Source organism: Enterobacter sp. RHBSTW-01064 (assembly GCF_014103035.1).
Taxonomy (GTDB): domain Bacteria; phylum Pseudomonadota; class Gammaproteobacteria; order Enterobacterales; family Enterobacteriaceae; genus Enterobacter; species Enterobacter mori.
On the sequence record NZ_JABXOU010000001.1, the window covers coordinates 584,832 to 603,231 of the forward strand.

The window sequence follows — 18,400 nt, forward strand, 5'->3', positions numbered from 1 at the left end:
CTGCTTTTCATTGCGCGTCAAAATACTGCTGCTGGCTCTGCGGTACGCGTTTACGGGCTTCCTCATAATCGGAGGAATCCAGTTTATCCATATCCAGACCGACGCCAGAAGATTTGAACCCCTGCCGGGTTACCAGCGCGCCGGTCTCCGGATTTTCCCAGCGGTCACTGGATTTCGCATCGAGATCGGTTAGTATCGCCTGGGTAGCGGCTACGTCAGCTTTATCCTGCGTACGCTGCAAATCATCCACAGTCTGCCCCAGCGCAGCTCCCAGCCCTGCCACCGCATTACCTATCTGGCCGACATTACTGACACCGACCCGGGTTGGATTCGCCTGCGGCGTAACGTTGCCAAAATTACCCGTTGGAATTCTCACGGTTATTTACTCCCTGCTTTTTTCCAGCCGTTATACGCTGTGCCGCCAGCGCTCAGCAGTGAGCTGCCCGCGCTGATGTAGCCAGATGTTGAAGCATTACGGCCGCTGATGCGGTCGGCAGACGCCTGCGCGTTGAGCCGCGCGCTCTGGTTCGCGCCGTTCAGAATGGTCTGGTACGCGTCCTGCTCTGCATCACCCACGATGCCGGACTGAATACGCAACGCAGTACCTTCTCCAGTATCCACACCTGACGCAGCCAGTGCAGCATTTGCCTGTGCAGCCTGTGCCCTGCCCGCCTTACGGATGCGATCAGCTTCTACGCGTGCAGCTGCCTGCGCGGCTTCTGCATCAGCTTCCGCCTGCGACGCCTGATAGTTGGACATTTTCTTTTGCTGCTGCCCGCTATAGACCGCACCACCCGCTGCAAGAACAGACGCGCCAATTGCAGCCACCTCTAACCCGGTACACATCATTACACCTCTTTTGAATAAAGGAGACCGGTACGGGACAGGCCGAGACGCGAATACAAATCACCAGTGCGCTCTTCATGCACGCCCGTGGTGATACCCATATTTATGATGGCGGCGCCGTGGTCTTCCGCCCAGGTGATAAACGCTTTAGCGAGACGCGGGCCAGCCGTGCCGCCGCGATGCTCCTGAGCGATAAACAGCCCATACTCAAACGCCATCAACTGGCGGCTGAACCACTGCTCAGCAATCCCCCGGCCAGCCAGCCGATTACAGCACCGTCTTTTTCTGCCACAAGCAGACAGCCGGCAGGAGATGAAATAAGGTTGCGGGCGGGCTCTGCGCACTTTTCTTCATCAAAAGGTGAATTCTGCGAATAGCGGGACTCGATATACATCCGCGCCCCGAGTTCGATCAGCGCCGGGATATCCCCTGCCGTTGCGTTACGTACCATGTCAGCTCCCGTTACTGGTGAACGTGAAAATAATTGCGAGAAGGTGGAATGGCAGCGGCTGGCGCTGCTGGATAAGCAGGGTGTCTTCCCCGCGCTCCCAGCCGAGTTTTCCCCAGTAGTGATCGCCGGTGAAAAGTGGTGCTGGCTGGTTGAGGATTTTTGGACCGAACCGGCGGAACGGAATGACCTGGCCGTTGCACTCTGCACCAGTGGTTTCGAGAAAACGCATTGTCACTTCGCTGGTGCGCTTCTTCGCGTTCTGCGTTGTACCCTCAGTGGTCTGAACCTCTGGCGAAAGCGTTTCGATCGTGCTTTCGAAGTGCAGGCCGATTTCCACGCTTTTCGCCGGACGTGACAGGGTTATTTGACCAGATGAAACTGTGTACTGTGGCATAGCCATGGTGACAGCAACGCCATCCGCCCTGACCATCCAGATAAACGCATCCGGCTGTTGCTGGTATGCCATGTCCAGCACGCCACCAGAAGTGATGTGCTCGGCCAGTACGGTCATGTCATTGGCGGAATAGGAAACAAAGCTGTCGGGGTCGTACGCTACGGCGTAAAGCTTACGGCCAGCGCGCTGGACGAACATGATTTCGGTACCGACGCGCACCGGGCGGATCCCATTGCAGCCGTATGGGCTCGGATTTTTCACCGAGATATTGGTCGGTGTTATGGCAGCATCATTACCGGAGGTGATCGTAAACTCGCCGCCATAGGTCAGCGCAATAAGGGTATTCATTTGCGCCAGATGCACAATCGGGTTGAGCTGGTCAGAAGACAGCGTGAAGCTGATCGCGTCATCATCTTCGGTGCCAATCTCAAAGGACAGATAAACGCCCGTTTCACTCCACCAGATTGTTTGCGGGTACTTTGGTGAACCAGCAAGAACAAGCCGCTGCTGGTACAGCGTAACCGCCCCAGGATAGCCAAACTCATCTGTCCAGACCGTGTCCTCTCGCGTCCACGAACCGGGCGACGCTGCCTGCGTGGCGCTTAAATCGCTGCGGATGGTCCCGACGGCAACCTGCGAACTGGTAATGCTCTTTATCAGCACCAGTCCTTCATTAATCCGCACGTATGAGCCCACATCCTGAGCAACCCAGCCCGCGCCAGTAAATGGCGGCGAGGTGTTATCACCCGGGTCCGCATCGCTCAGAGTCAGCGTGATTTCAGACCCAACAAACTCTTTGACGGACGGTTTGCACCATTTCTGCGGGGTATCTCGCACCTCGTCGAACGGCTCAACAATGAACGGAGCAGGCTCAAGCACCCAGTCGGTTTGACCGCGGCGCTGGAGGCGGTGAGGTTTCACAGACTGATGCACCAGAAACATGGTGTCAGCGCCCTGGACATAATTCACGGCGGACAGCATGTCAGAGGTATAGGGGCTGACAATTTCATACGGCGTGTTGTCTTCGTTGACCAGCTGCTTACCGTTCTGAAAAATACGCATGTAACCGTCGCCAAACTCCAGCATGTAAGCCTGAGAGCGGTTGAACACGTAGGGAATGAGACGGGATTTTTTATTGCCGTATTTGGTCGACGCTGCAAAGCGGGTGCCCGGTCTGCGGACCACGCCGCCCTGCACGACCACTACAGCGTTTTCAATAATCTTCGCGCCATTGGCGTAGCGGGCAATATCAACACGCCCCATCAGGCGCGGGGACACTTCACCAGCGGTGAAATTGGTTTTTATGAGGTTCGCGCGCATGTCAGAACCTCGACTCATAAGTTGGATAACCGCCCAGTTCTTCTGGTGGTTCTTCCTGACCATCGATGGCTTTGGCCTGCTTGAGCAGGAATGAAGCCTCCTGAGCAAGGCTATCACGCAGACTGGTGGAGCCCGTTACCGCATATGCCAGCTTGGACTGCATCATCATTTCGGCAACATCCACCAGCGCCGAGTCCCAGGTGGACTCATCCTCATTACGAAAGATATAGCGCAGGCGAATCACATCGACATTAGCCAGCAGTCGGCTGCCTTCAATCCGATAATCAATATCGTCCCGCGGTTCGCCGACGGACAGAACGCGGATCAGATCACCGGGCAGAGGAAACTGATAACCGTACCCAAAAACAGGCGCGGCGCTGACAGGGGAAAGCACAAGTCGTTTTATCGCGCAGTTCCACGGGTGAGCACGGAGTAATTTATTTCGAACGGTCGGGTAAAGGTTGGCGCAAAGACGGGCATGATCCGTGTCTTCGTCGAAATCATTTATCGGGTGTGCACCCAGCGCCAGTAGTGCATTTGAGCAGATTGATACACTCGAAGTCATGACAGAACCTCAGATGAAAAAAGGCCGGGGGTGTACCCCGGCAAACACACCAGCGGCTTAAACAACAAAATCGATGGCGACGACTTTTTTCTCGTTGGCGCGGCCAGCACCGTAAGACGCATCAACAGAGATCTGAATGGTGTTGTTTTTATCGCGACGTGGACCGATATCGACGTTGTACTCAGCGCCAGTACCGAAATGCACAGCGGATTTACACCACGCAGCGGCGGTTTTGGTGGTCACGGCCGGATCGCCTGCGGTCGCAGAATCCAGTTTTTCGTATGCCAGCCACTTAAAGCCGAGCCAGTTGCCGGACACAGCACCTTCCTGCAGCATTTTCACCGCCATGAAGTCGGCAGAAGTCAGCGTGGTATCGCTGAGGATCTGCGTCAGCATGTCGGCGTTGTAGGTGATGTACAGCTCTTCACCGTTCTGTTCGTCACACTCGTTACGGCGGAACATCGCTTTCGCGGCGATCAGCTTGGCTTTGGTCATACCTGTACCGCCAGCAACGATTTTTTGCGACGCAGGCAACGCCACTGGCGCATACGCCCCGCCGCTGGACGTTTTACGCAGCACGGTATCGAGCAGCGCACGATATACAACATCGTCTTTTTTGCGGTTGGCGGCCGCCAGGGTGAGCTGCAGATATGGCCCCTGCGGGTCTGCAAGCAGTTTACGCAGGTCACGTTTTTCAACCGGAACGAATACACCGTAATCCGCCATCAACGCATTACGGGTATGCGTTCGCGGAAAAATCATCTTCGGACGCATCTTCGGAAAAGCAAATTTCAGGCATAAAAAAACCACCTTTCGGTGGTTTATACGACACTGCTTATCATTGATTTTATTCTACTTTTCCCATGGTAGCCGGAGTGGGACTTGAACCCACACAGCGCGAACGCCGAGGGATTTTAAATCCCTTGTGTCTACCGATTCCACCATCCGGCCAGGGAAGAAAGTGGAGGCGCGTTCCGGAGTCGAACCGGACTAGACGGATTTGCAATCCGCTACATAACCGCTTTGCTAACGCGCCGTAAAACTTTTCAAACTGACACCCGCTGTTGCGCATGTCTTTAATCTGGAGCGGGAAACGAGACTCGAACTCGCGACCCCGACCTTGGCAAGGTCGTGCTCTACCAACTGAGCTATTCCCGCATGTCATCAAGTTGTTTCTAACCACTTGATTTCATTATCGTCCGGCTAGCTGTGCCGCCGTTCGATGCGTTGCATTCTACTGATATGTCGTTTTGAGTCAACGTTATTTTTTGCATCCCCGGATCGTTTGCTGAAAATTACGTCGAAACGATCACTGTTCAAGCAAATCTCCGCGCGCCGCGTTCAAATACTGCAGCATTGACCACAACGTCAGTACCGCGGCAACCCACAGCAGACCAATTCCCGCCCACTCAACCCAGGCGTTTGGACGCCACAGCATCCAGACCAGCGCCGCCATCTGCGCCGTTGTTTTGACCTTACCAATCCAGGATACCGCCACGCTGCTGCGTTTACCCAACTCCGCCATCCACTCCCGCAGCGCAGAGATGATAATTTCGCGGCCAATCATCGTTGCCGCGGGCAGCGTGACCCACCAGGTGTGGTAATGTTCAGCCACCAGCACCATCGCGATCGCCACCATGACTTTATCGGCCACCGGGTCGAGGAACGCGCCAAAGCGAGTGCTTTGATTCCAGCGACGCGCCAGATAACCGTCGAACCAGTCGGTTACCGCAGCGACCAGGAAAATAAGTGCGCAGGCAAAAGGCGCCCAGACGACCGGCAGGTAAAACGCCAGTACAAAGAACGGGATAAGCACGACGCGAAAAAGAGTGAGCAACGTAGGGATATTAAATCGCATAATGACGGTAACTGTCTGTTGTCAGTAAAATTTAGCTCTATGTTGCTACAGAGCCCTCAATGTTTCAACGAGTAGTAGATCTTTTCTGCCAGCCCTTGCGAAATACCCGGCACTTTTGCAATTTCCTCCATGCTGGCATTGAGTAATCCTTGCAATCCGCCCATATACTTCAGCAGCATTTGACGACGTTTTGGTCCAACGCCTTCGATGGTCTCCAGCGTGCTGGTGTTTTTGACCTTCGCCCGTTTTTTACGGTGGCCGCTGATCGCGTGATCGTGAGATTCATCGCGGATATGCTGGATCACATGCAGCGCGGGCGAATCCGGCGGCAGGCTAAAGCCCTCACCTTCCGGCTCAAAGAAAAGCGTTTCCAGACCCGCTTTACGATCCGCCCCTTTCGCCACGCCCAACAGCAGCGGATGGTTTTTATCCCACTCGACGTCGAGTGATTCAAACACCGCCTTCGCCTGCCCGAGCTGCCCTTTCCCGCCGTCGATAAGGATCACGTCCGGGATCTTGCTCTCTTCGATGGCTTTACCATAGCGTCGACGCAGCACCTGGTTCATCGCGGCGTAATCATCCCCCGGCGTGATCCCGGTGATGTTATAGCGGCGATACTCCGCCCGCAGCGGACCGTTGGCATCAAACACCACGCAGGAGGCCACGGTCTGCTCACCCATCGTATGGCTGATATCAAAACACTCCATACGTTTCACCTCCGGCAGCTTCAGAAGCGTAGCAAGCGCGGTTAAACGCTGGCTAACCGTCGACTGCTGGGACAGTTTCGTCGTCAGCGCCGTCGCCGCGTTGGTGCGCGCCAGCTTCAAATAGCGTGCACGGTCCCCGCGCGGTTTCGTCTGGACATTCACCCGACGCCCGGCCAGTTCAGAGAGGGAATCCGCCAGCAGGGTTTTATCGTCGAGATTGAAATCAAGCAGGATCTCGGAGGGCAACGTGCGCATCTGGCTGCCCTGAAGATAGAACTGTCCAACAAATGTCTCGACAACTTCACCCAGCTCCGTGCCGCCCGGTACTTTCGGGAAGTAGCTGCGGCTGCCGAGCACTTTACCCTGGCGAATGAACAGAACGTGAACGCAGGCCAGCCCGTTGTCAAAGGCCACGCCAATCACGTCCAGATCGTCACCGGTATTGGAGACAAACTGCTTTTCGGTAACGCGGCGTACGGCCTGAATTTGGTCACGAATGCGCGCAGCCTCTTCAAACTCCAGCGCCGCGCTGGCTTTCTCCATCCGCGCGATAAGCTGGGTGAGAACCTGATCGTCTTTCCCCGCGAGGAACAGGCGAACATAGTCCACCTGCTGGGCATACTCTTCTTCGCTGACCAGACCCGCTACGCACGGCCCCAGACAGCGACCAATCTGGTACTGCAGGCACGGACGCGAGCGGTTACGGTAAACGCTGTTTTCACACTGGCGGATCGGGAAGATTTTTTGCAGCAGCGCCAGCGTTTCTCGCACGGCATAACCGTTCGGGAACGGGCCGAAATATTCACCCTTCGCATGCTTCGCACCCCTGTGCATCGCCAGACGCGGATGGGTATCCCCGCTCAGGAAAATAAAGGGATAGGATTTATCATCGCGCAGCAACACGTTGTAGCGGGGCTGATACAGTTTGATGTAGTTATGTTCAAGCAGCAGCGCTTCCGTCTCGGTGTGCGTGACGGTGACATCAATATTCTGAATGAGTGCGACCAGCGCTTCGGTTTTGCGTGAGGCAAGATTGCTGCGGAAATAGCTGGAAAGGCGTTTTTTGAGATCTTTCGCCTTACCCACATAGATAACCGTACCGCCAGCGTCATACATGCGATACACGCCTGGCTGGCTGGTGACGGTTTTTAGAAATGCTTTTGAATCGAACGCTTCATTCACTGACTTATTAACGACTCCGCATTACACAGACCATGACGAATGGCCAGGTGAGTCAACTCGACATCACCGTGAATGTTCAGTTTACTGAACATCCGATAGCGGTAGCTGTTCACCGTTTTCGGGCTGAGATTCAGCTGTTCAGAGATCTCATTCACTTTCTGACCTTTGGTGATCATCAGCATAATCTGCAACTCGCGCTCAGACAAACTGGCAAACGGCGATTCCGTTTTTTCAGGTTCAATCTGGCTCAATGCCATCTGTTGTGCAATGTCAGAGGCGATGTAACGCTGCCCGGCAAACACGGAGCGAATCGCATTCACAACTTCCTGTGGTGCGGCGCCTTTACTCAGATACCCGGCGGCCCCCGCCTGCATAACTTTCGCGGGCAGCGGGTTTTCGGTATGTACGGTCAGCATGATGACTTTGGTATCAACAAAGGTACGGGCGATTTTACGTGTTGCTTCAAGCCCACCAATGCCGGGCATGTTCATATCCATCAACACCACGTCGGCCGAGTTTGTGCGACACCATTTCACGGCATCTTCACCACAGCAGGCCTCACCGGCAACTTTAATACCCTTTATATCTTCAAGAATGCGTCGTATCCCTGCGCGCACCAGTTCGTGGTCATCAACAAGAAGGACGTTGATCAAAGGAAATGTCTCCAGAATAGGGATAACGCTACTGACTACTTATTGCGTTTATATTAACGGTTTTCCTCGCAAGATTAAAACGTTAAAAAACGTGCTATACGATTACGCTCTCGTTTTTGGAAATTAGCCTGTACAGCAAGTGGAAAGAAAACCCATGCTGCATGGGCTTTTGCGTCTATTTTTAAGCATCTGTATTCAAAAAGTTACAAAAAACAGGCACGCAACATCGGCTTAAAAACAGTTCTAAACTTTTTGTAACAACAATTAACGGCAAACGAACCGGCGATGACAATAAATGGTGAATATCGCAGAGGAGACATTACCTGTGGGTATTGTTTACGTAAATAAACAAAATGCGGAAAAGTACGAAAAACAACCACTGCTTTTTTTGTCACGGCTTGTGGTATACTCCGCGGCCTTGACTTTCATCGTCGCGCTCGAGCGCTGTTTTATATTGAGGAAAATAAATGAGCTCACCTGATTTCGCCACTGCGGAAAATAACCAAGAACTGGCACAGGAAGTAAACTGTCTGAAAGCGCTGCTGACGCTCATGTTACAGGCAATGGGTCAGGCTGATGCGGGCCGTGTGATCCTTAAGATGGAAAAACAAATCGCGCAGATGGAAGACCAGGCTGAATCAGCCGTATTCGCCAACACCGTTAAGCAGATTAAACAAGCTTACCGTCAGTAAAAAAAACGGCTGGATGCGGTGCATTCAGCCGTTATCTCGTCTGTCACGCAGAACGTGTTGTCTCTTCAGATCAGTCCTGTCGCCGCCGCATAACAGGCAATCTGCGTCTTGTTTGGCGCGTTAAATTTCTTCTGCATATTCTTTTGATGGAAATTAACCGTATTCTCAGATATCGAGAGAATAATCGCTATTTCTGCAGACGTCTTTCCTTCCGCAGTCCACTTCAGAATTTCCCGCTCGCGCTTGCTGAATTTCATTTCAGGCGGCATGACCATCTCATGTTCAAAACGCAGCAGAGACGTTAAGGCCATTTGAACCAGCATTTGCAGGCGCAACTCTATTTCTTCGCCGCTTAACCTGTCAGCCTGTGCGCTAGTACGCGATACAGACAGGAAACCGAGCGCGTGATTAGGCAGCATCAAACACTGTGTAATTCCCGTACGCAAACCGTGGTCCCGCGCGCCGTCCCAGAGTGCCTGAGCATCAGCGAATAATTCATCCGTCCAGGGTAAATGCCCCTGAATGAAATTCTCTGGTTTCAGCACCGGATCGATGGCGAAAAAATTCTCTGACTTATATTGCGCCATCCATTCCTGCGGATAACTGGTTTGGACCGAAATCCGGGGGCGCGTAAAGGGGACAGGATGACGAACGCACAATGAGAAATAATCAAATTCGAGTGCCTGCGTTTGTCGCTGAAGTTCTTGATATACCTCGTCGGCACAGGACATTTCCTGAAACCGGAGGAAGCAATCCCGTCGCCAGTTGAAAAAGTCTGAATCCCTCATACTTACCGAATGAAGCCTCTGATAAAGATAATCATTATTATGGTGAATATAACCTACCACATAAATCTTATTTATTTATACAAAATATCGTCCAATGCTCCTGAATTTTTAGATTTAATACGGTTAATCCGAACATGCGTGGAATAAAAGAACTACGAACATGCGTTTACAGGCGAATAATTTGCCCCAGACGAAAAATCTGGAGCAAATTACGGCAAAAATGCTACTGCATGAGGAATTTTTCGAGGAACTGGCGGGTGCGGGGCTGCTGGGGGTTAGCAAACAAGCTTTTCGCTGGCCCCTGCTCAACAATGCGACCCTGATCCATAAAAATAGCCCGGTCTGCAACATCACGCGCAAAGTTCATTTCGTGAGTCACAATCACCATCGTCCGTTTTTCCTGCGCCAGTTGGCGAATGGTGTTAAGCACCTCCCCTACCAGCTCGGGATCGAGCGCGGAGGTGGGCTCATCGAACAGGATCACATCCGGACGCATCGCCAGCGCGCGCGCAATGGCCACACGCTGCTGCTGTCCACCCGAAAGACGGCGCGGGTAGCTGGTTTCCTTACCTGCCAGCCCAACCTTCGCCAGCAGCTCCCGTGCGCGGGTGGTGGCCTCTTCTTTTGGCTCCCCCTTCACGATGACCGGCCCTTCAATAATATTTTCCAGCACCGTACGGTGCGGGAAAAGGTTGAAGTTCTGGAAAACAAAACCGACATGCTGACGTAGACGGCGAATTAAGCCTTTCTGCTGGCTAATAGATTTCCCGGTATCAATTGTGATATCCCCTACGCGAATCGTTCCGCCTTCAGGCTGTTCAAGGAGATTAATACTGCGCAGCAGCGTGGTTTTCCCCGAGCCACTCGGTCCGATGATCGCTACCACTTCGCCCTGCTCCACTTCCAGATCGATACCGTGGAGCACCGTTTGTCCGTGGAATTTTTTCACCAGGTTTTTAACGTCAATTGCACTCATTTCGGATCACGCTCCTGGCGGTTAAGCTGGTTTTCAAAATAGTTCTGCAGGGCGGAAAGCACCGTCGCCATCACCCAGTAAATCAGCGAGGCCGCCAGATACATCGTGAGCACTTCCAGCGTCCGCGAGGTGATCAGCTGCGCCTGACGGAACAGCTCCGGCACCTGAATGGTGGCCGCCAGCGACGTATCTTTTACCAGGCTGATAAAGCTGTTGCTCAACGGCGGTAACGCTACGCGCGCGGCCTGGGGCAATATCGCCCGACGCAGGGTTTGCCACGGCGTCATCCCGATACTGGCTGCCGCCTCCCACTGCCCTTTATCAATGGAGGAGATGGCCGCTCGCAGGGTTTCGGAGGTGTAGGCAGCGGTATTTAACGACAGACCGATCATCGCCGCCGGGATGGGATCAAGCTCAATACCGAACTGCGGCAAACCGTAGTAAATCATAAAGAGCTGGGCGATAAGGGGCGTGCCGCGGAATACAGAGATGTAAAAACGCGCCAGCCAGCGTACCGGCAAGACGGGCGACATGCGCATTAACGCCAGCACAAACCCAAGCACCAGGCCGAAGAACATCCCTCCGATACTGAGCTGAAGCGTAAACACCGCCCCCTTAAGCAGGAACGGCAGTGAATCAATAACCAGCTGAATACTTTCGTGCATTATTATTTTTCGACCTGATTTTTAGACATGAGGATGATAGGCAAACAGCGCAGGCGCCCCGCCAGTGTGAACAAACAATATCGGTCCTTCATCCTTAAAGCGCTTCTGTGCAATGCCGTCTATCAGCCCCGCCATCGCCTTACCGGTATAGACCGGATCGAGCAGAATGCCTTCGAGGCGTGCCAGCAATTTCACCGCTTCCATCCCCTCTTCATTTTGCGTGCCGTAGCCCGGCGCAAAATAGTCATCCCAGAGCAGAATGTCAGCCCTGGCTTTCAGCTCCAGTTGTTCTGCCACCGCCTGCTGTAACGTAACCACTTTCGGCTTCTGTTCCGCAACGCTGCGGGAGACCGTCACGCCAATCAGCTCGACATCCGGCAGCAGTTGCTCCAGCCCCACCGCCAGCCCGGCATGGGTTCCGGCGCTACCGGAGGCAACAACGACAGAAGAGAGATTCACCGCGCCCTCGCATTGCTGAGCAATTTCCAGCGCGCTTTCTACATAGCCCAGTGCGCCCAGCGCGTTCGACCCGCCGACAGGAATAACGTACGGACGAAAACCTTGCGCTTCAAGACGCGTGGCCAGTTCGTCGAGCTGCGCGGTCGGGTCGGTCAGGGCGTCGACCATCTCGACCTGCACGTTAAACAGATCCAGCAGGAGACGGTTACCGTTAGTGAGATAGTTTTCTGCGTGCGTTCCGATCGGGTTTTCCAGCAGCGCAACGCAGTGTAGGCCAAGTTTTGCCGCCACCGCCGCCGTCTGGCGCACGTGGTTAGACTGAATCGCCCCTGCGGTGATCAGCGTGTCCGCCCCTTCGCGCAGCGCGTCTGCCGCCAGAAACTCCAGCTTGCGCAGCTTATTGCCGCCCATCGCCATCGGCGTCACGTCATCGCGCTTGATGAAAATGTCGCGCCCTAAATAATCAGAAAATCGGGGTAAATACTCCAGCGGCGTGGGCGCGCCGATAAACTCCAGGCGGGGAAAGCGCGTTAAATTCTGCAGTGACATGGTTCCTCCGGTAACGCTAATTCATCTGATATTTTTCATTATGCACGCAGACGCGTAAGAAATAAAAAAGGCGCTTTTAAAAGCGCCTTTTTTTATGGGTCAAAGACTTATTTGGTGACGTCAGCGCCGAACCATTTCTCGGAAAGCGCTTTCAGGCTACCGTCTTTCTGCATGTCAGCAATAGCGGAATCGATCGCTTTCACCAGATCTTCGTTACCTTTACGGATGGCGATACCGGCTTCCTGACGAGAGAACGCATCACCCGCAACGGCCAGGGTATTGTTGGTTTTCTTCACCAGATCCAGCGCGGCCAGGCGGTCAACCAGAATGGCGTCGATACGGCCCACGCGCAGATCCTGGTATTTGGTCGGGTCATCATCATAGGTGCGAATATCCACACCCTGCACGTTCTGGCGCAGCCACTCTTCGTAGTTGGTACCCAGCCCGACGCCGACTTTCTTCCCTTTCAGGTCCGCAGCCGTTTTAATCCCGCCTTCGTTACCTTTCTTCACCAGCGCCTGAATACCGGACACGGTGTACGGCGTGGAGAAGTCATACTTCTTCTTACGCTCGTCAGAAATGGTCACCTGGTTGATCACCACATCAATACGTTTTGAATCCAGCGACGCCAGCATACCGTCCCATTTGGTCGGTTTCAGGGACGCTTTCACGCCAAGGTGTTTCGCCAGTTCTTCCGCAAATTCCACTTCGAAACCGGTCAATTTACCGTCGTCGCCCTGGTAGCTGAACGGAGGATAGGTTCCTTCCAGCCCCACCAGCAGCGTGCCACGCTCTTTTACTTTATTCAGCAGGTTTTCTGCGGCGAACGTTTTTACGCTCATGCCCGCAACCAGCGCAACGGCCATAACACCCATCAGCGCCTGACGACCCAGAAGTGCAAATTTCATAAATACCCCGATACAGTGGAATTTTTACGTAGTGTAGAGAAATCTCCTGCAACGTCAAAGGCGACTGCGCTACATCTTATTCTTTTTTAATATATATCAGAAGTTGTTCCGACGTGGGCTTTCTGCTTCACGACACCCGGCATTTGTACCTTGTATTGAGCATACTTGCGCAGCGCAATCCGGTAGTTGTTGGTGCTGGTCGCAGGCAGCCACGGTTCCAGATTTTCATCCAGATAACCGGTTTTCAGCAGGTCGCGAGAAATATTGTTGACGGTCAGATGTTGCCCAAGGCGACGCAGGCGAACCACATATTCGCGAACGGTGCCGTGGCTCATCTCCGTTTGTTCAAACAGGAATTGCTTAAAGCCGATAATATCGAAGAAGTCGCTTTGCTCTTTGCAGTGGAGATCGCCACAGAAACGGCAAAGCGCCACCCACTCTTTTTGCTCTTCGAGCCAGGCGGCCTCATCCATCAACGTGTCGAGGCGGGATATCGCGATTTTGTTCACGATTTCGCCACGACGAACCAGCGTGATACGGTCGAGTAATTTATTACAGTGGGCGCAATGCGTCTGGCTGTGTTTAAAGTCTTTCAGGTAGCGGCTTAAAGGCCGTCTTTTAGATTGCTGCACCGTCATGATAACTCCTGGTTGTCAATACGTTGTGCGGCATTTCCCAGGTGAATCACTCACCTATAACTTACCCAGTTTCGTGCGTAAGCGCTTGATGGCCTGGCTGTGCAGCTGGCTAACCCGAGACTCCCCCACCTCCAGTACCGCGCCAATCTCCTTGAGATTGAGCTCTTCCTGGTAATAGAGGGTCAACACCAGCTGTTCGCGCTCTGGTAAAGCTTCAATCGCTTCCATCACGCGCTGGCGTAAATTCCCTTCCATTAAATGGTGTAACGGGTTTTCTTGCTGATGCTCATCCGTCACCAGCTCGATGCTATCGCCATGCTCTTCGCGCCACTCATCGTAAGAGAAGAGTTGGCTATTATTGGTATCGAGCAACATCTGACGATACTCTTCAACAGCGATCCCAAGACGCTCCGCCACTTCGGTTTCCGTCGCGTTGCGTCCCAGTTCCTGTTCCAGCTGCCCCATCGCATGCGCCACTTCGCGCGCGTTGCGGCGAACACTGCGCGGCACCCAGTCTCGGCTGCGCAGTTCGTCCAGCATCGCCCCACGAATACGCTGAACTGCGTAAGTCGTAAATGCCGTTCCTTGCAGAGCGTCGTATCGGTCAACTGCATTCAATAACCCGATACCGCCCGCCTGTAGCAGATCGTCCAGTTCCACGCTCGCCGGCAAACGCACCTGGAGGCGCAATGCTTCGTGACGCACCAGCGGAACATAACGCTGCCACAGCGAGTGTTTATCCATTACACCATCAGCGGTATAGAGTGAATTCACGATAAACAGCCCTGCGTTAATTGAGTTATCGGCATGATTATCCGATTCTGCAGGGGTTTCAATTGGGTGAATAGTGGGTGAAATGAGGGGTTATTTGGGGGGTTATGCAAATAGCGCTAAAGAAAAACCCCGCCGAAGCGGGGTTTACGCATTATCAGGCGATTAGCCCTGCAGCAGAGACAGAACCTGCTGAGGAACCTGGTTAGCTTTGGACAGCACGGAGTTACCGGCCTGCTGGATGATCTGCGCTTTAGACATATTTGACACTTCGGTCGCATAGTCGGCGTCCTGAATACGGGACTGCGCTTCAGACAGGTTGGTGGTGGTGTTGTTCAGGTTGGTTACAGCAGAGCTCAGACGGTTCTGTACCGCACCCAGTGAAGAACGGAATTTATCAACAGACGCGATAGCTTTGTCCAGCAGAGCCAGTGGATCTGCAGTTGACACGCCTTTGAACTCGCCCGCTGCGTTCAGGGTAACAGTCTGTGCGTTGTTCAGGGTACCGCCCGCGCCGCCATCAGCGATAGCAGCAGCAGTCAGGGAGTAGTTTTTACCCTGAACTTCAGCGTAACCTGCAGCAGCGCCAGCAGCGTCTGCGCCAACTTTAACTGCAACACCAGTCAGAGTACCGGTACCACCGTTAGCATCGGTGTAGGTGATGTCAGCGGTGTTCACTTTCACGCTGCCAGTTGCATCGTCAACAGACACAGCGTAGTTGTCAGAACCAGAAGAAACCACGTAGCTGGTAGTAGATGCGCCAGCTGGAGTCTGCACGTTGTGCAGAGTCAGGCTCTTCGCGTCCACGCCCAGAGTAGTAGCAACCGCGCTCAGGTCAACATCTTTCAGAGCACCGCTCGCGCCAACCTGAGTGATAGAATCGCTCAGTTTCAGTGCGTTGTTAGAAACGGAGAAGCCGTTCAGACCCAGAGTAGAAGAGTCGATCTGCTGCAGGTCGATGGAGATAGTCTGGCCGTCGTTTGCACCAACCTGAATCGCCATAGAACCGTTTTTAGCCAGTACGTTCACGCCGTTGAACTGAGTCTGACCAGATACGCGGTCGATTTCAGACAGACGGGATTTGATTTCGTCCTGGATTGACGTCAGGTCAGAATCAGAGTTAGTACCGGTCGTTGCCTGAACGGTCAGTTCACGAACACGCTGCAGGTTGTTGTTGATTTCAGACAGCGCGCCTTCAGTGGTCTGTGCCAGAGAGATACCGTCGTTAGCGTTACGTGCAGCCTGAGTCAGACCTTTGATGTTAGACGTGAAGCGGTTAGCGATAGCCTGGCCCGCAGCATCATCTTTAGCGCTGTTGATACGCAGACCGGAAGACAGACGCTCAATAGAAGAAGACAGAGCAGACTGGTTCTTGTTGATGTTGTTCTGAGTGATCAGCGAGAGGCTGTTGGTATTAATGACTTGTGCCATGATTTCGATTCCTGTTGTTCATCAAATCTGTTTGGTTAGATTTGGGTTTCCACCCTTCGGCTTCATCGCCGTCAAAGGTGTTATCGTCTGGTCCAAAACAACCTTTAGATTTTTTTTCAGGATCTCGATAATTTTTTTAGCCACGGAAATACTCTTCTCTATTACCGTTATTCCCGCCATTAAAAAAAAGAAATTAACCGTAAACTTTCACGCATAAAGGCCGATAACCCCACTATTCGTTCTACGTGTCGATAGATTAAGGAATAAATATGGCAAGTATTTCATCATTGGGGATTGGTTCGGGTCTTAAGTTAGCAGACATTCTGGATAGTCTCACCACGGCCGAAAAAGCGCAGCTGACGCCGATTTCCAAACAGCAGACATCCTATACCGCCAAGCTTAGCGCTTACGGCACGTTGAAGAGTTCACTGGAAGCGTTTCAAACCGCCAACACCGCGCTGAATAAAGCTGACCTGTTTACGGCCACCAGCACGGCGAGCAGTACCACGGCATTCAGTGCGACCACGACGGGCAGCGCCATTGCGGGTAAATACACCATTAGCGTCTCTCAGCTGGCGCAGGCGCAGACGCTGACCACTAAAAATACCCAGGCAGATACCAAAACTGCCATTGCCACCGCGGACAGCAAAATTACCTTTACCGCGGGCAACGGTAAAGATCCGGTGACCGTTGATATCAGCGCGGCAAACTCCTCGCTGACCGGCATTCGTGATGCCATCAACAAAGCGGATGCGGGCGTGACCGCCAGTATTATTAACGTCGGTAATGGTCAGTATCGTCTGTCTATTACCTCTACGGAAACCGGTGCAGATAACGCGGTCAGCATCAGCGTGAGCGGCGACAGCGCCCTGCAATCCTTTATGGGTTACAACGGCACCAGCACCGACGCCAGCAACGGCATGACGGAAAGCGTCACCGCGCAGAACGCCAAGCTGAAGGTTAACAATGTTGATATCGAAAACAGCAGCAACACCATTAGCGATGCGCTGGAAGATATCACCCTGAACCTGAATGACGTCACCACCGGTAACCAGACGCTGACGATCACCAAAGATACGTCCAAAGCCGAAACGGCGATGAAAGCCTGGGTAGATGCTTACAACACCCTGCAGGACAGCTTTGCTTCACTGACCAAATATACGGCGGTTGATGCAGGTACGGATGCACAGGACTCCAGCAACGGTGCCCTGCTGGGTGACAGCACGCTGCGTACGATTCAGACCCAGCTGAAAACCATGCTGAGCAACACCGTCGGCGGTACCACGTACAAAACACTGTCGTCTCTGGGTATCACGACCGATCCAAGCTCCGGCAAACTGGAGCTGGATAACACCAAGCTGAAAAAAGCGCTGACGGACAACCCGACTGCCGTGAAAGATCTGGTTGTGGGTGACGGTAAAACCACCGGCATCACCACCACTATGGCCACCCAACTGACTGACTGGCTCTCCAGCAAAGGGATTATCCAGGCGGCAAAAGATGGCGTCAGTAAAACGCTGAACAAGCTTACCGATCAGTACAACGCCGTGAGCGAGCGTATTGACGCGCGCGTGGCACAGTACAAAGCCCAGTTTACCCAGCTGGACGTACTGATGACCTCGCTGAACAACACCAGCAGCTACCTGACGCAGCAGTTTGAAAATACGTCCAGCAGCAAGTAGTAAACGCTAAACGAACCCGAGGGGGATAACATGTACGGCGCAAAAGGCACGCAAGCCTACGCAAAAATAGAGGTTGAAAGCGCGGTGATGAGCGCCAGCCAGCAACAGCTGGTTATCATGCTATTTGATGGAGCCCTCAGCGCGCTGGTTCGCGCGCGTCTGTTCCTGCAAGACGGCAATATTCCGGCAAAGGGGTTGGCACTCTCGAAAGCCATCAACATTATTGAAAACGGGCTGAAGGTTGGCCTGGTGGACAATAACGGTGATGAGCTTACGCAAAACCTGATTGCCCTTTATGCCTATATGGTACGTCGCCTCCTGCACGCCAACGTGAATAACGACGCCAGCGCCATCGAAGAGGTGGAAACATTGCTGCGCAATATCGCTGACGGGTGGAAGGAGGTTGCGGGTACGCCACAACTGATGCAGGACGCCGTCTAATGAGTAATGCACCGCAACTCTATACCCTTTATCAGCAACTCCTTGAGCAGAGCCAGTTGATGTTGCGACTGGCTCGCCAGGGTTTATGGGATGATCTCATTACTTGTGAAACCGATTATGTCAACGCGGTGCACTCGCTGGCTCGTCTTACGCAGGAAGCGGAACCCTCTGCACAAATGCAGGAGCAACTTCGACCGACTCTGCGCGTGATCCTCGACAATGAAAGCCAGGTGAAAACATTGCTGCAGTCCAGAATGAATGAACTGGCTAAAATGGTGGGTCAATCCTCCATTCAGAAAACCGTTCTTTCCACCTACAGCAACCAGGGCGGTCATGTCCTGGTCCCGCAAAGTAATAGCGATCTCAATTAGCCATGTAGCTGGCGAACGAACGTTTCCCGCTTCGTTCGCCAGGCATTTCTGCA

At 53.3% G+C, this 18,400-nt stretch carries 20 protein-coding genes, 3 tRNA genes and 1 pseudogene; 4 read left to right on the top strand and 20 right to left on the bottom strand.

Going from position 1 to position 18,400, the window contains the following annotated elements:
• Window positions 1-7: 7 nt before the first annotated feature.
• The 12 genes and pseudogenes from HV355_RS24095 to uvrY all read right to left on the bottom strand — a co-directional run bounded on the left by HV355_RS24095 (window position 8) and on the right by uvrY (window position 7,976).
• On the bottom strand, window positions 8-376 hold the full coding sequence (locus HV355_RS24095) for a hypothetical protein (RefSeq protein WP_249420813.1): 369 nt from the start codon (window positions 374-376) through the stop codon (window positions 8-10).
• A 2-nt stretch (window positions 377-378) separates the two neighbouring features.
• Window positions 379-846, bottom strand: coding sequence for a hypothetical protein (locus HV355_RS02725; RefSeq protein WP_182401226.1), 468 nt, complete (start codon window positions 844-846; stop codon window positions 379-381).
• A gap of 2 nt (window positions 847-848) precedes the next feature.
• A pseudogene (locus HV355_RS02730) lies at window positions 849-1,297 on the bottom strand (GNAT family N-acetyltransferase).
• 1 nt (window position 1,298) lies between these two features.
• Window positions 1,299-3,011 (bottom strand): hypothetical protein, encoded by a 1,713-nt coding sequence (locus tag HV355_RS02735; protein ID WP_182400816.1) that lies wholly within the window; start codon window positions 3,009-3,011, stop codon window positions 1,299-1,301.
• 1 nt (window position 3,012) lies between these two features.
• Window positions 3,013-3,576, bottom strand: coding sequence for a hypothetical protein (locus tag HV355_RS02740; RefSeq protein WP_182400817.1), 564 nt, complete (start codon window positions 3,574-3,576; stop codon window positions 3,013-3,015).
• A 57-nt stretch (window positions 3,577-3,633) separates the two neighbouring features.
• Window positions 3,634-4,338 (bottom strand): phage capsid protein, encoded by a 705-nt coding sequence (locus HV355_RS02745; RefSeq protein ID WP_249420815.1) that lies wholly within the window; start codon window positions 4,336-4,338, stop codon window positions 3,634-3,636.
• A gap of 102 nt (window positions 4,339-4,440) precedes the next feature.
• Window positions 4,441-4,527, bottom strand: a tRNA-Leu gene (locus HV355_RS02750).
• Between the two features lie 11 nt (window positions 4,528-4,538).
• A tRNA-Cys gene (locus HV355_RS02755) sits at window positions 4,539-4,612 on the bottom strand.
• A gap of 46 nt (window positions 4,613-4,658) precedes the next feature.
• A tRNA-Gly gene (locus tag HV355_RS02760) sits at window positions 4,659-4,734 on the bottom strand.
• 151 nt (window positions 4,735-4,885) lie between these two features.
• A complete protein-coding gene (gene pgsA, locus HV355_RS02765; protein WP_006176115.1) occupies window positions 4,886-5,434 on the bottom strand; it encodes a CDP-diacylglycerol--glycerol-3-phosphate 3-phosphatidyltransferase in 549 nt (182 codons plus the stop codon).
• A 56-nt stretch (window positions 5,435-5,490) separates the two neighbouring features.
• Window positions 5,491-7,323 (bottom strand): excinuclease ABC subunit UvrC, encoded by a 1,833-nt coding sequence (gene uvrC / locus HV355_RS02770; protein WP_010432427.1) that lies wholly within the window; start codon window positions 7,321-7,323, stop codon window positions 5,491-5,493.
• A complete protein-coding gene (uvrY, locus tag HV355_RS02775; protein WP_042714108.1) occupies window positions 7,320-7,976 on the bottom strand; it encodes a UvrY/SirA/GacA family response regulator transcription factor in 657 nt (218 codons plus the stop codon). Before uvrY ends, uvrC begins: the two co-directional genes overlap by 4 nt.
• 467 nt (window positions 7,977-8,443) lie before the next feature.
• On the opposite strand from uvrY, the gene HV355_RS02780 reads away from it, so the two are divergent.
• Window positions 8,444-8,668: a DUF2594 family protein gene (locus HV355_RS02780; protein WP_010432421.1), complete on the top strand. Its 225-nt coding sequence runs from the start codon at window positions 8,444-8,446 to the stop codon at window positions 8,666-8,668.
• 65 nt (window positions 8,669-8,733) lie between these two features.
• On the opposite strand, the gene sdiA is transcribed toward HV355_RS02780, so the two are convergent.
• The 8 genes from sdiA to HV355_RS02820 all read right to left on the bottom strand — a co-directional run bounded on the left by sdiA (window position 8,734) and on the right by HV355_RS02820 (window position 15,853).
• Window positions 8,734-9,456, bottom strand: a complete 723-nt coding sequence (gene sdiA, locus HV355_RS02785; protein WP_108417555.1) for a transcriptional regulator SdiA — start codon at window positions 9,454-9,456, stop codon at window positions 8,734-8,736.
• Between the two features lie 223 nt (window positions 9,457-9,679).
• Window positions 9,680-10,432 (bottom strand): L-cystine ABC transporter ATP-binding protein TcyN, encoded by a 753-nt coding sequence (gene tcyN / locus HV355_RS02790; protein WP_182400818.1) that lies wholly within the window; start codon window positions 10,430-10,432, stop codon window positions 9,680-9,682.
• Window positions 10,429-11,097, bottom strand: a complete 669-nt coding sequence (gene tcyL / locus HV355_RS02795) for a cystine ABC transporter permease (protein WP_182400819.1) — start codon at window positions 11,095-11,097, stop codon at window positions 10,429-10,431. The genes tcyN and tcyL overlap by 4 nt, the downstream gene beginning before the upstream one ends.
• Window positions 11,098-11,118: 21 nt before the next feature.
• Window positions 11,119-12,105, bottom strand: coding sequence for a D-cysteine desulfhydrase (gene dcyD / locus HV355_RS02800; protein WP_148399931.1), 987 nt, complete (start codon window positions 12,103-12,105; stop codon window positions 11,119-11,121).
• Between the two features lie 107 nt (window positions 12,106-12,212).
• The gene (gene tcyJ, locus HV355_RS02805; protein ID WP_010432408.1) at window positions 12,213-13,013 is read right to left on the bottom strand and encodes a cystine ABC transporter substrate-binding protein; all 801 of its coding nucleotides are present in this window, start codon (window positions 13,011-13,013) and stop codon (window positions 12,213-12,215) included.
• 86 nt (window positions 13,014-13,099) lie between these two features.
• The gene (fliZ, locus tag HV355_RS02810; protein ID WP_126816932.1) at window positions 13,100-13,651 is read right to left on the bottom strand and encodes a flagella biosynthesis regulatory protein FliZ; all 552 of its coding nucleotides are present in this window, start codon (window positions 13,649-13,651) and stop codon (window positions 13,100-13,102) included.
• Window positions 13,652-13,705: 54 nt separating this feature from the next.
• Window positions 13,706-14,425, bottom strand: a complete 720-nt coding sequence (locus HV355_RS02815; protein WP_042714098.1) for an RNA polymerase sigma factor FliA — start codon at window positions 14,423-14,425, stop codon at window positions 13,706-13,708.
• 162 nt (window positions 14,426-14,587) lie between these two features.
• A complete protein-coding gene (locus HV355_RS02820) occupies window positions 14,588-15,853 on the bottom strand; it encodes a FliC/FljB family flagellin (RefSeq protein ID WP_089599450.1) in 1,266 nt (421 codons plus the stop codon).
• Between the two features lie 269 nt (window positions 15,854-16,122).
• On the opposite strand from HV355_RS02820, the gene fliD reads away from it, so the two are divergent.
• Genes fliD through fliT form a run of 3 tightly spaced genes read left to right on the top strand, consistent with a single transcriptional unit; the run spans window position 16,123 to window position 18,347 of the window.
• Entirely contained in the window at window positions 16,123-17,535 is a 1,413-nt protein-coding gene (gene fliD / locus HV355_RS02825) for a flagellar filament capping protein FliD (RefSeq protein ID WP_182400820.1), read from the top strand.
• Between the two features lie 30 nt (window positions 17,536-17,565).
• Window positions 17,566-17,976 carry a flagellar export chaperone FliS gene (gene fliS, locus HV355_RS02830; RefSeq protein WP_010432394.1) on the top strand — a complete coding sequence of 137 codons (411 nt, stop codon included), beginning with the start codon at window positions 17,566-17,568 and terminating at the stop codon, window positions 17,974-17,976.
• Complete coding sequence (fliT, locus tag HV355_RS02835) at window positions 17,976-18,347, top strand: flagella biosynthesis regulatory protein FliT (protein ID WP_042717934.1); 372 nt, start codon at window positions 17,976-17,978, stop codon at window positions 18,345-18,347. The genes fliS and fliT overlap by 1 nt, the downstream gene beginning before the upstream one ends.
• The last annotated feature ends 53 nt before the right edge of the window (window positions 18,348-18,400 follow it).

What these genes read in the sequence shown, in the direction of transcription:
- HV355_RS02725 (WP_182401226.1), bottom strand. Translation starts at nt 846, where the DNA reads ATGTGTACCGGGTTAGAGGTGGCTGCAATTGGCGCGTCTGTTCTTGCA.
- HV355_RS02735 (WP_182400816.1), bottom strand. Translation starts at nt 3,011, where the DNA reads ATGCGCGCGAACCTCATAAAAACCAATTTCACCGCTGGTGAAGTGTCC.
- HV355_RS02740 (WP_182400817.1), bottom strand. Translation starts at nt 3,576, where the DNA reads ATGACTTCGAGTGTATCAATCTGCTCAAATGCACTACTGGCGCTGGGT.
- HV355_RS02745 (WP_249420815.1), bottom strand. Translation starts at nt 4,338, where the DNA reads ATGATTTTTCCGCGAACGCATACCCGTAATGCGTTGATGGCGGATTAC.
- pgsA (WP_006176115.1), bottom strand. Translation starts at nt 5,434, where the DNA reads ATGCGATTTAATATCCCTACGTTGCTCACTCTTTTTCGCGTCGTGCTT.
- HV355_RS02780 (WP_010432421.1), top strand. Translation starts at nt 8,444, where the DNA reads ATGAGCTCACCTGATTTCGCCACTGCGGAAAATAACCAAGAACTGGCA.
- sdiA (WP_108417555.1), bottom strand. Translation starts at nt 9,456, where the DNA reads ATGAGGGATTCAGACTTTTTCAACTGGCGACGGGATTGCTTCCTCCGG.
- tcyN (WP_182400818.1), bottom strand. Translation starts at nt 10,432, where the DNA reads ATGAGTGCAATTGACGTTAAAAACCTGGTGAAAAAATTCCACGGACAA.
- tcyL (WP_182400819.1), bottom strand. Translation starts at nt 11,097, where the DNA reads ATGCACGAAAGTATTCAGCTGGTTATTGATTCACTGCCGTTCCTGCTT.
- dcyD (WP_148399931.1), bottom strand. Translation starts at nt 12,105, where the DNA reads ATGTCACTGCAGAATTTAACGCGCTTTCCCCGCCTGGAGTTTATCGGC.
- tcyJ (WP_010432408.1), bottom strand. Translation starts at nt 13,013, where the DNA reads ATGAAATTTGCACTTCTGGGTCGTCAGGCGCTGATGGGTGTTATGGCC.
- fliZ (WP_126816932.1), bottom strand. Translation starts at nt 13,651, where the DNA reads ATGACGGTGCAGCAATCTAAAAGACGGCCTTTAAGCCGCTACCTGAAA.
- HV355_RS02820 (WP_089599450.1), bottom strand. Translation starts at nt 15,853, where the DNA reads ATGGCACAAGTCATTAATACCAACAGCCTCTCGCTGATCACTCAGAAC.
- fliD (WP_182400820.1), top strand. Translation starts at nt 16,123, where the DNA reads ATGGCAAGTATTTCATCATTGGGGATTGGTTCGGGTCTTAAGTTAGCA.
- fliS (WP_010432394.1), top strand. Translation starts at nt 17,566, where the DNA reads ATGTACGGCGCAAAAGGCACGCAAGCCTACGCAAAAATAGAGGTTGAA.
- fliT (WP_042717934.1), top strand. Translation starts at nt 17,976, where the DNA reads ATGAGTAATGCACCGCAACTCTATACCCTTTATCAGCAACTCCTTGAG.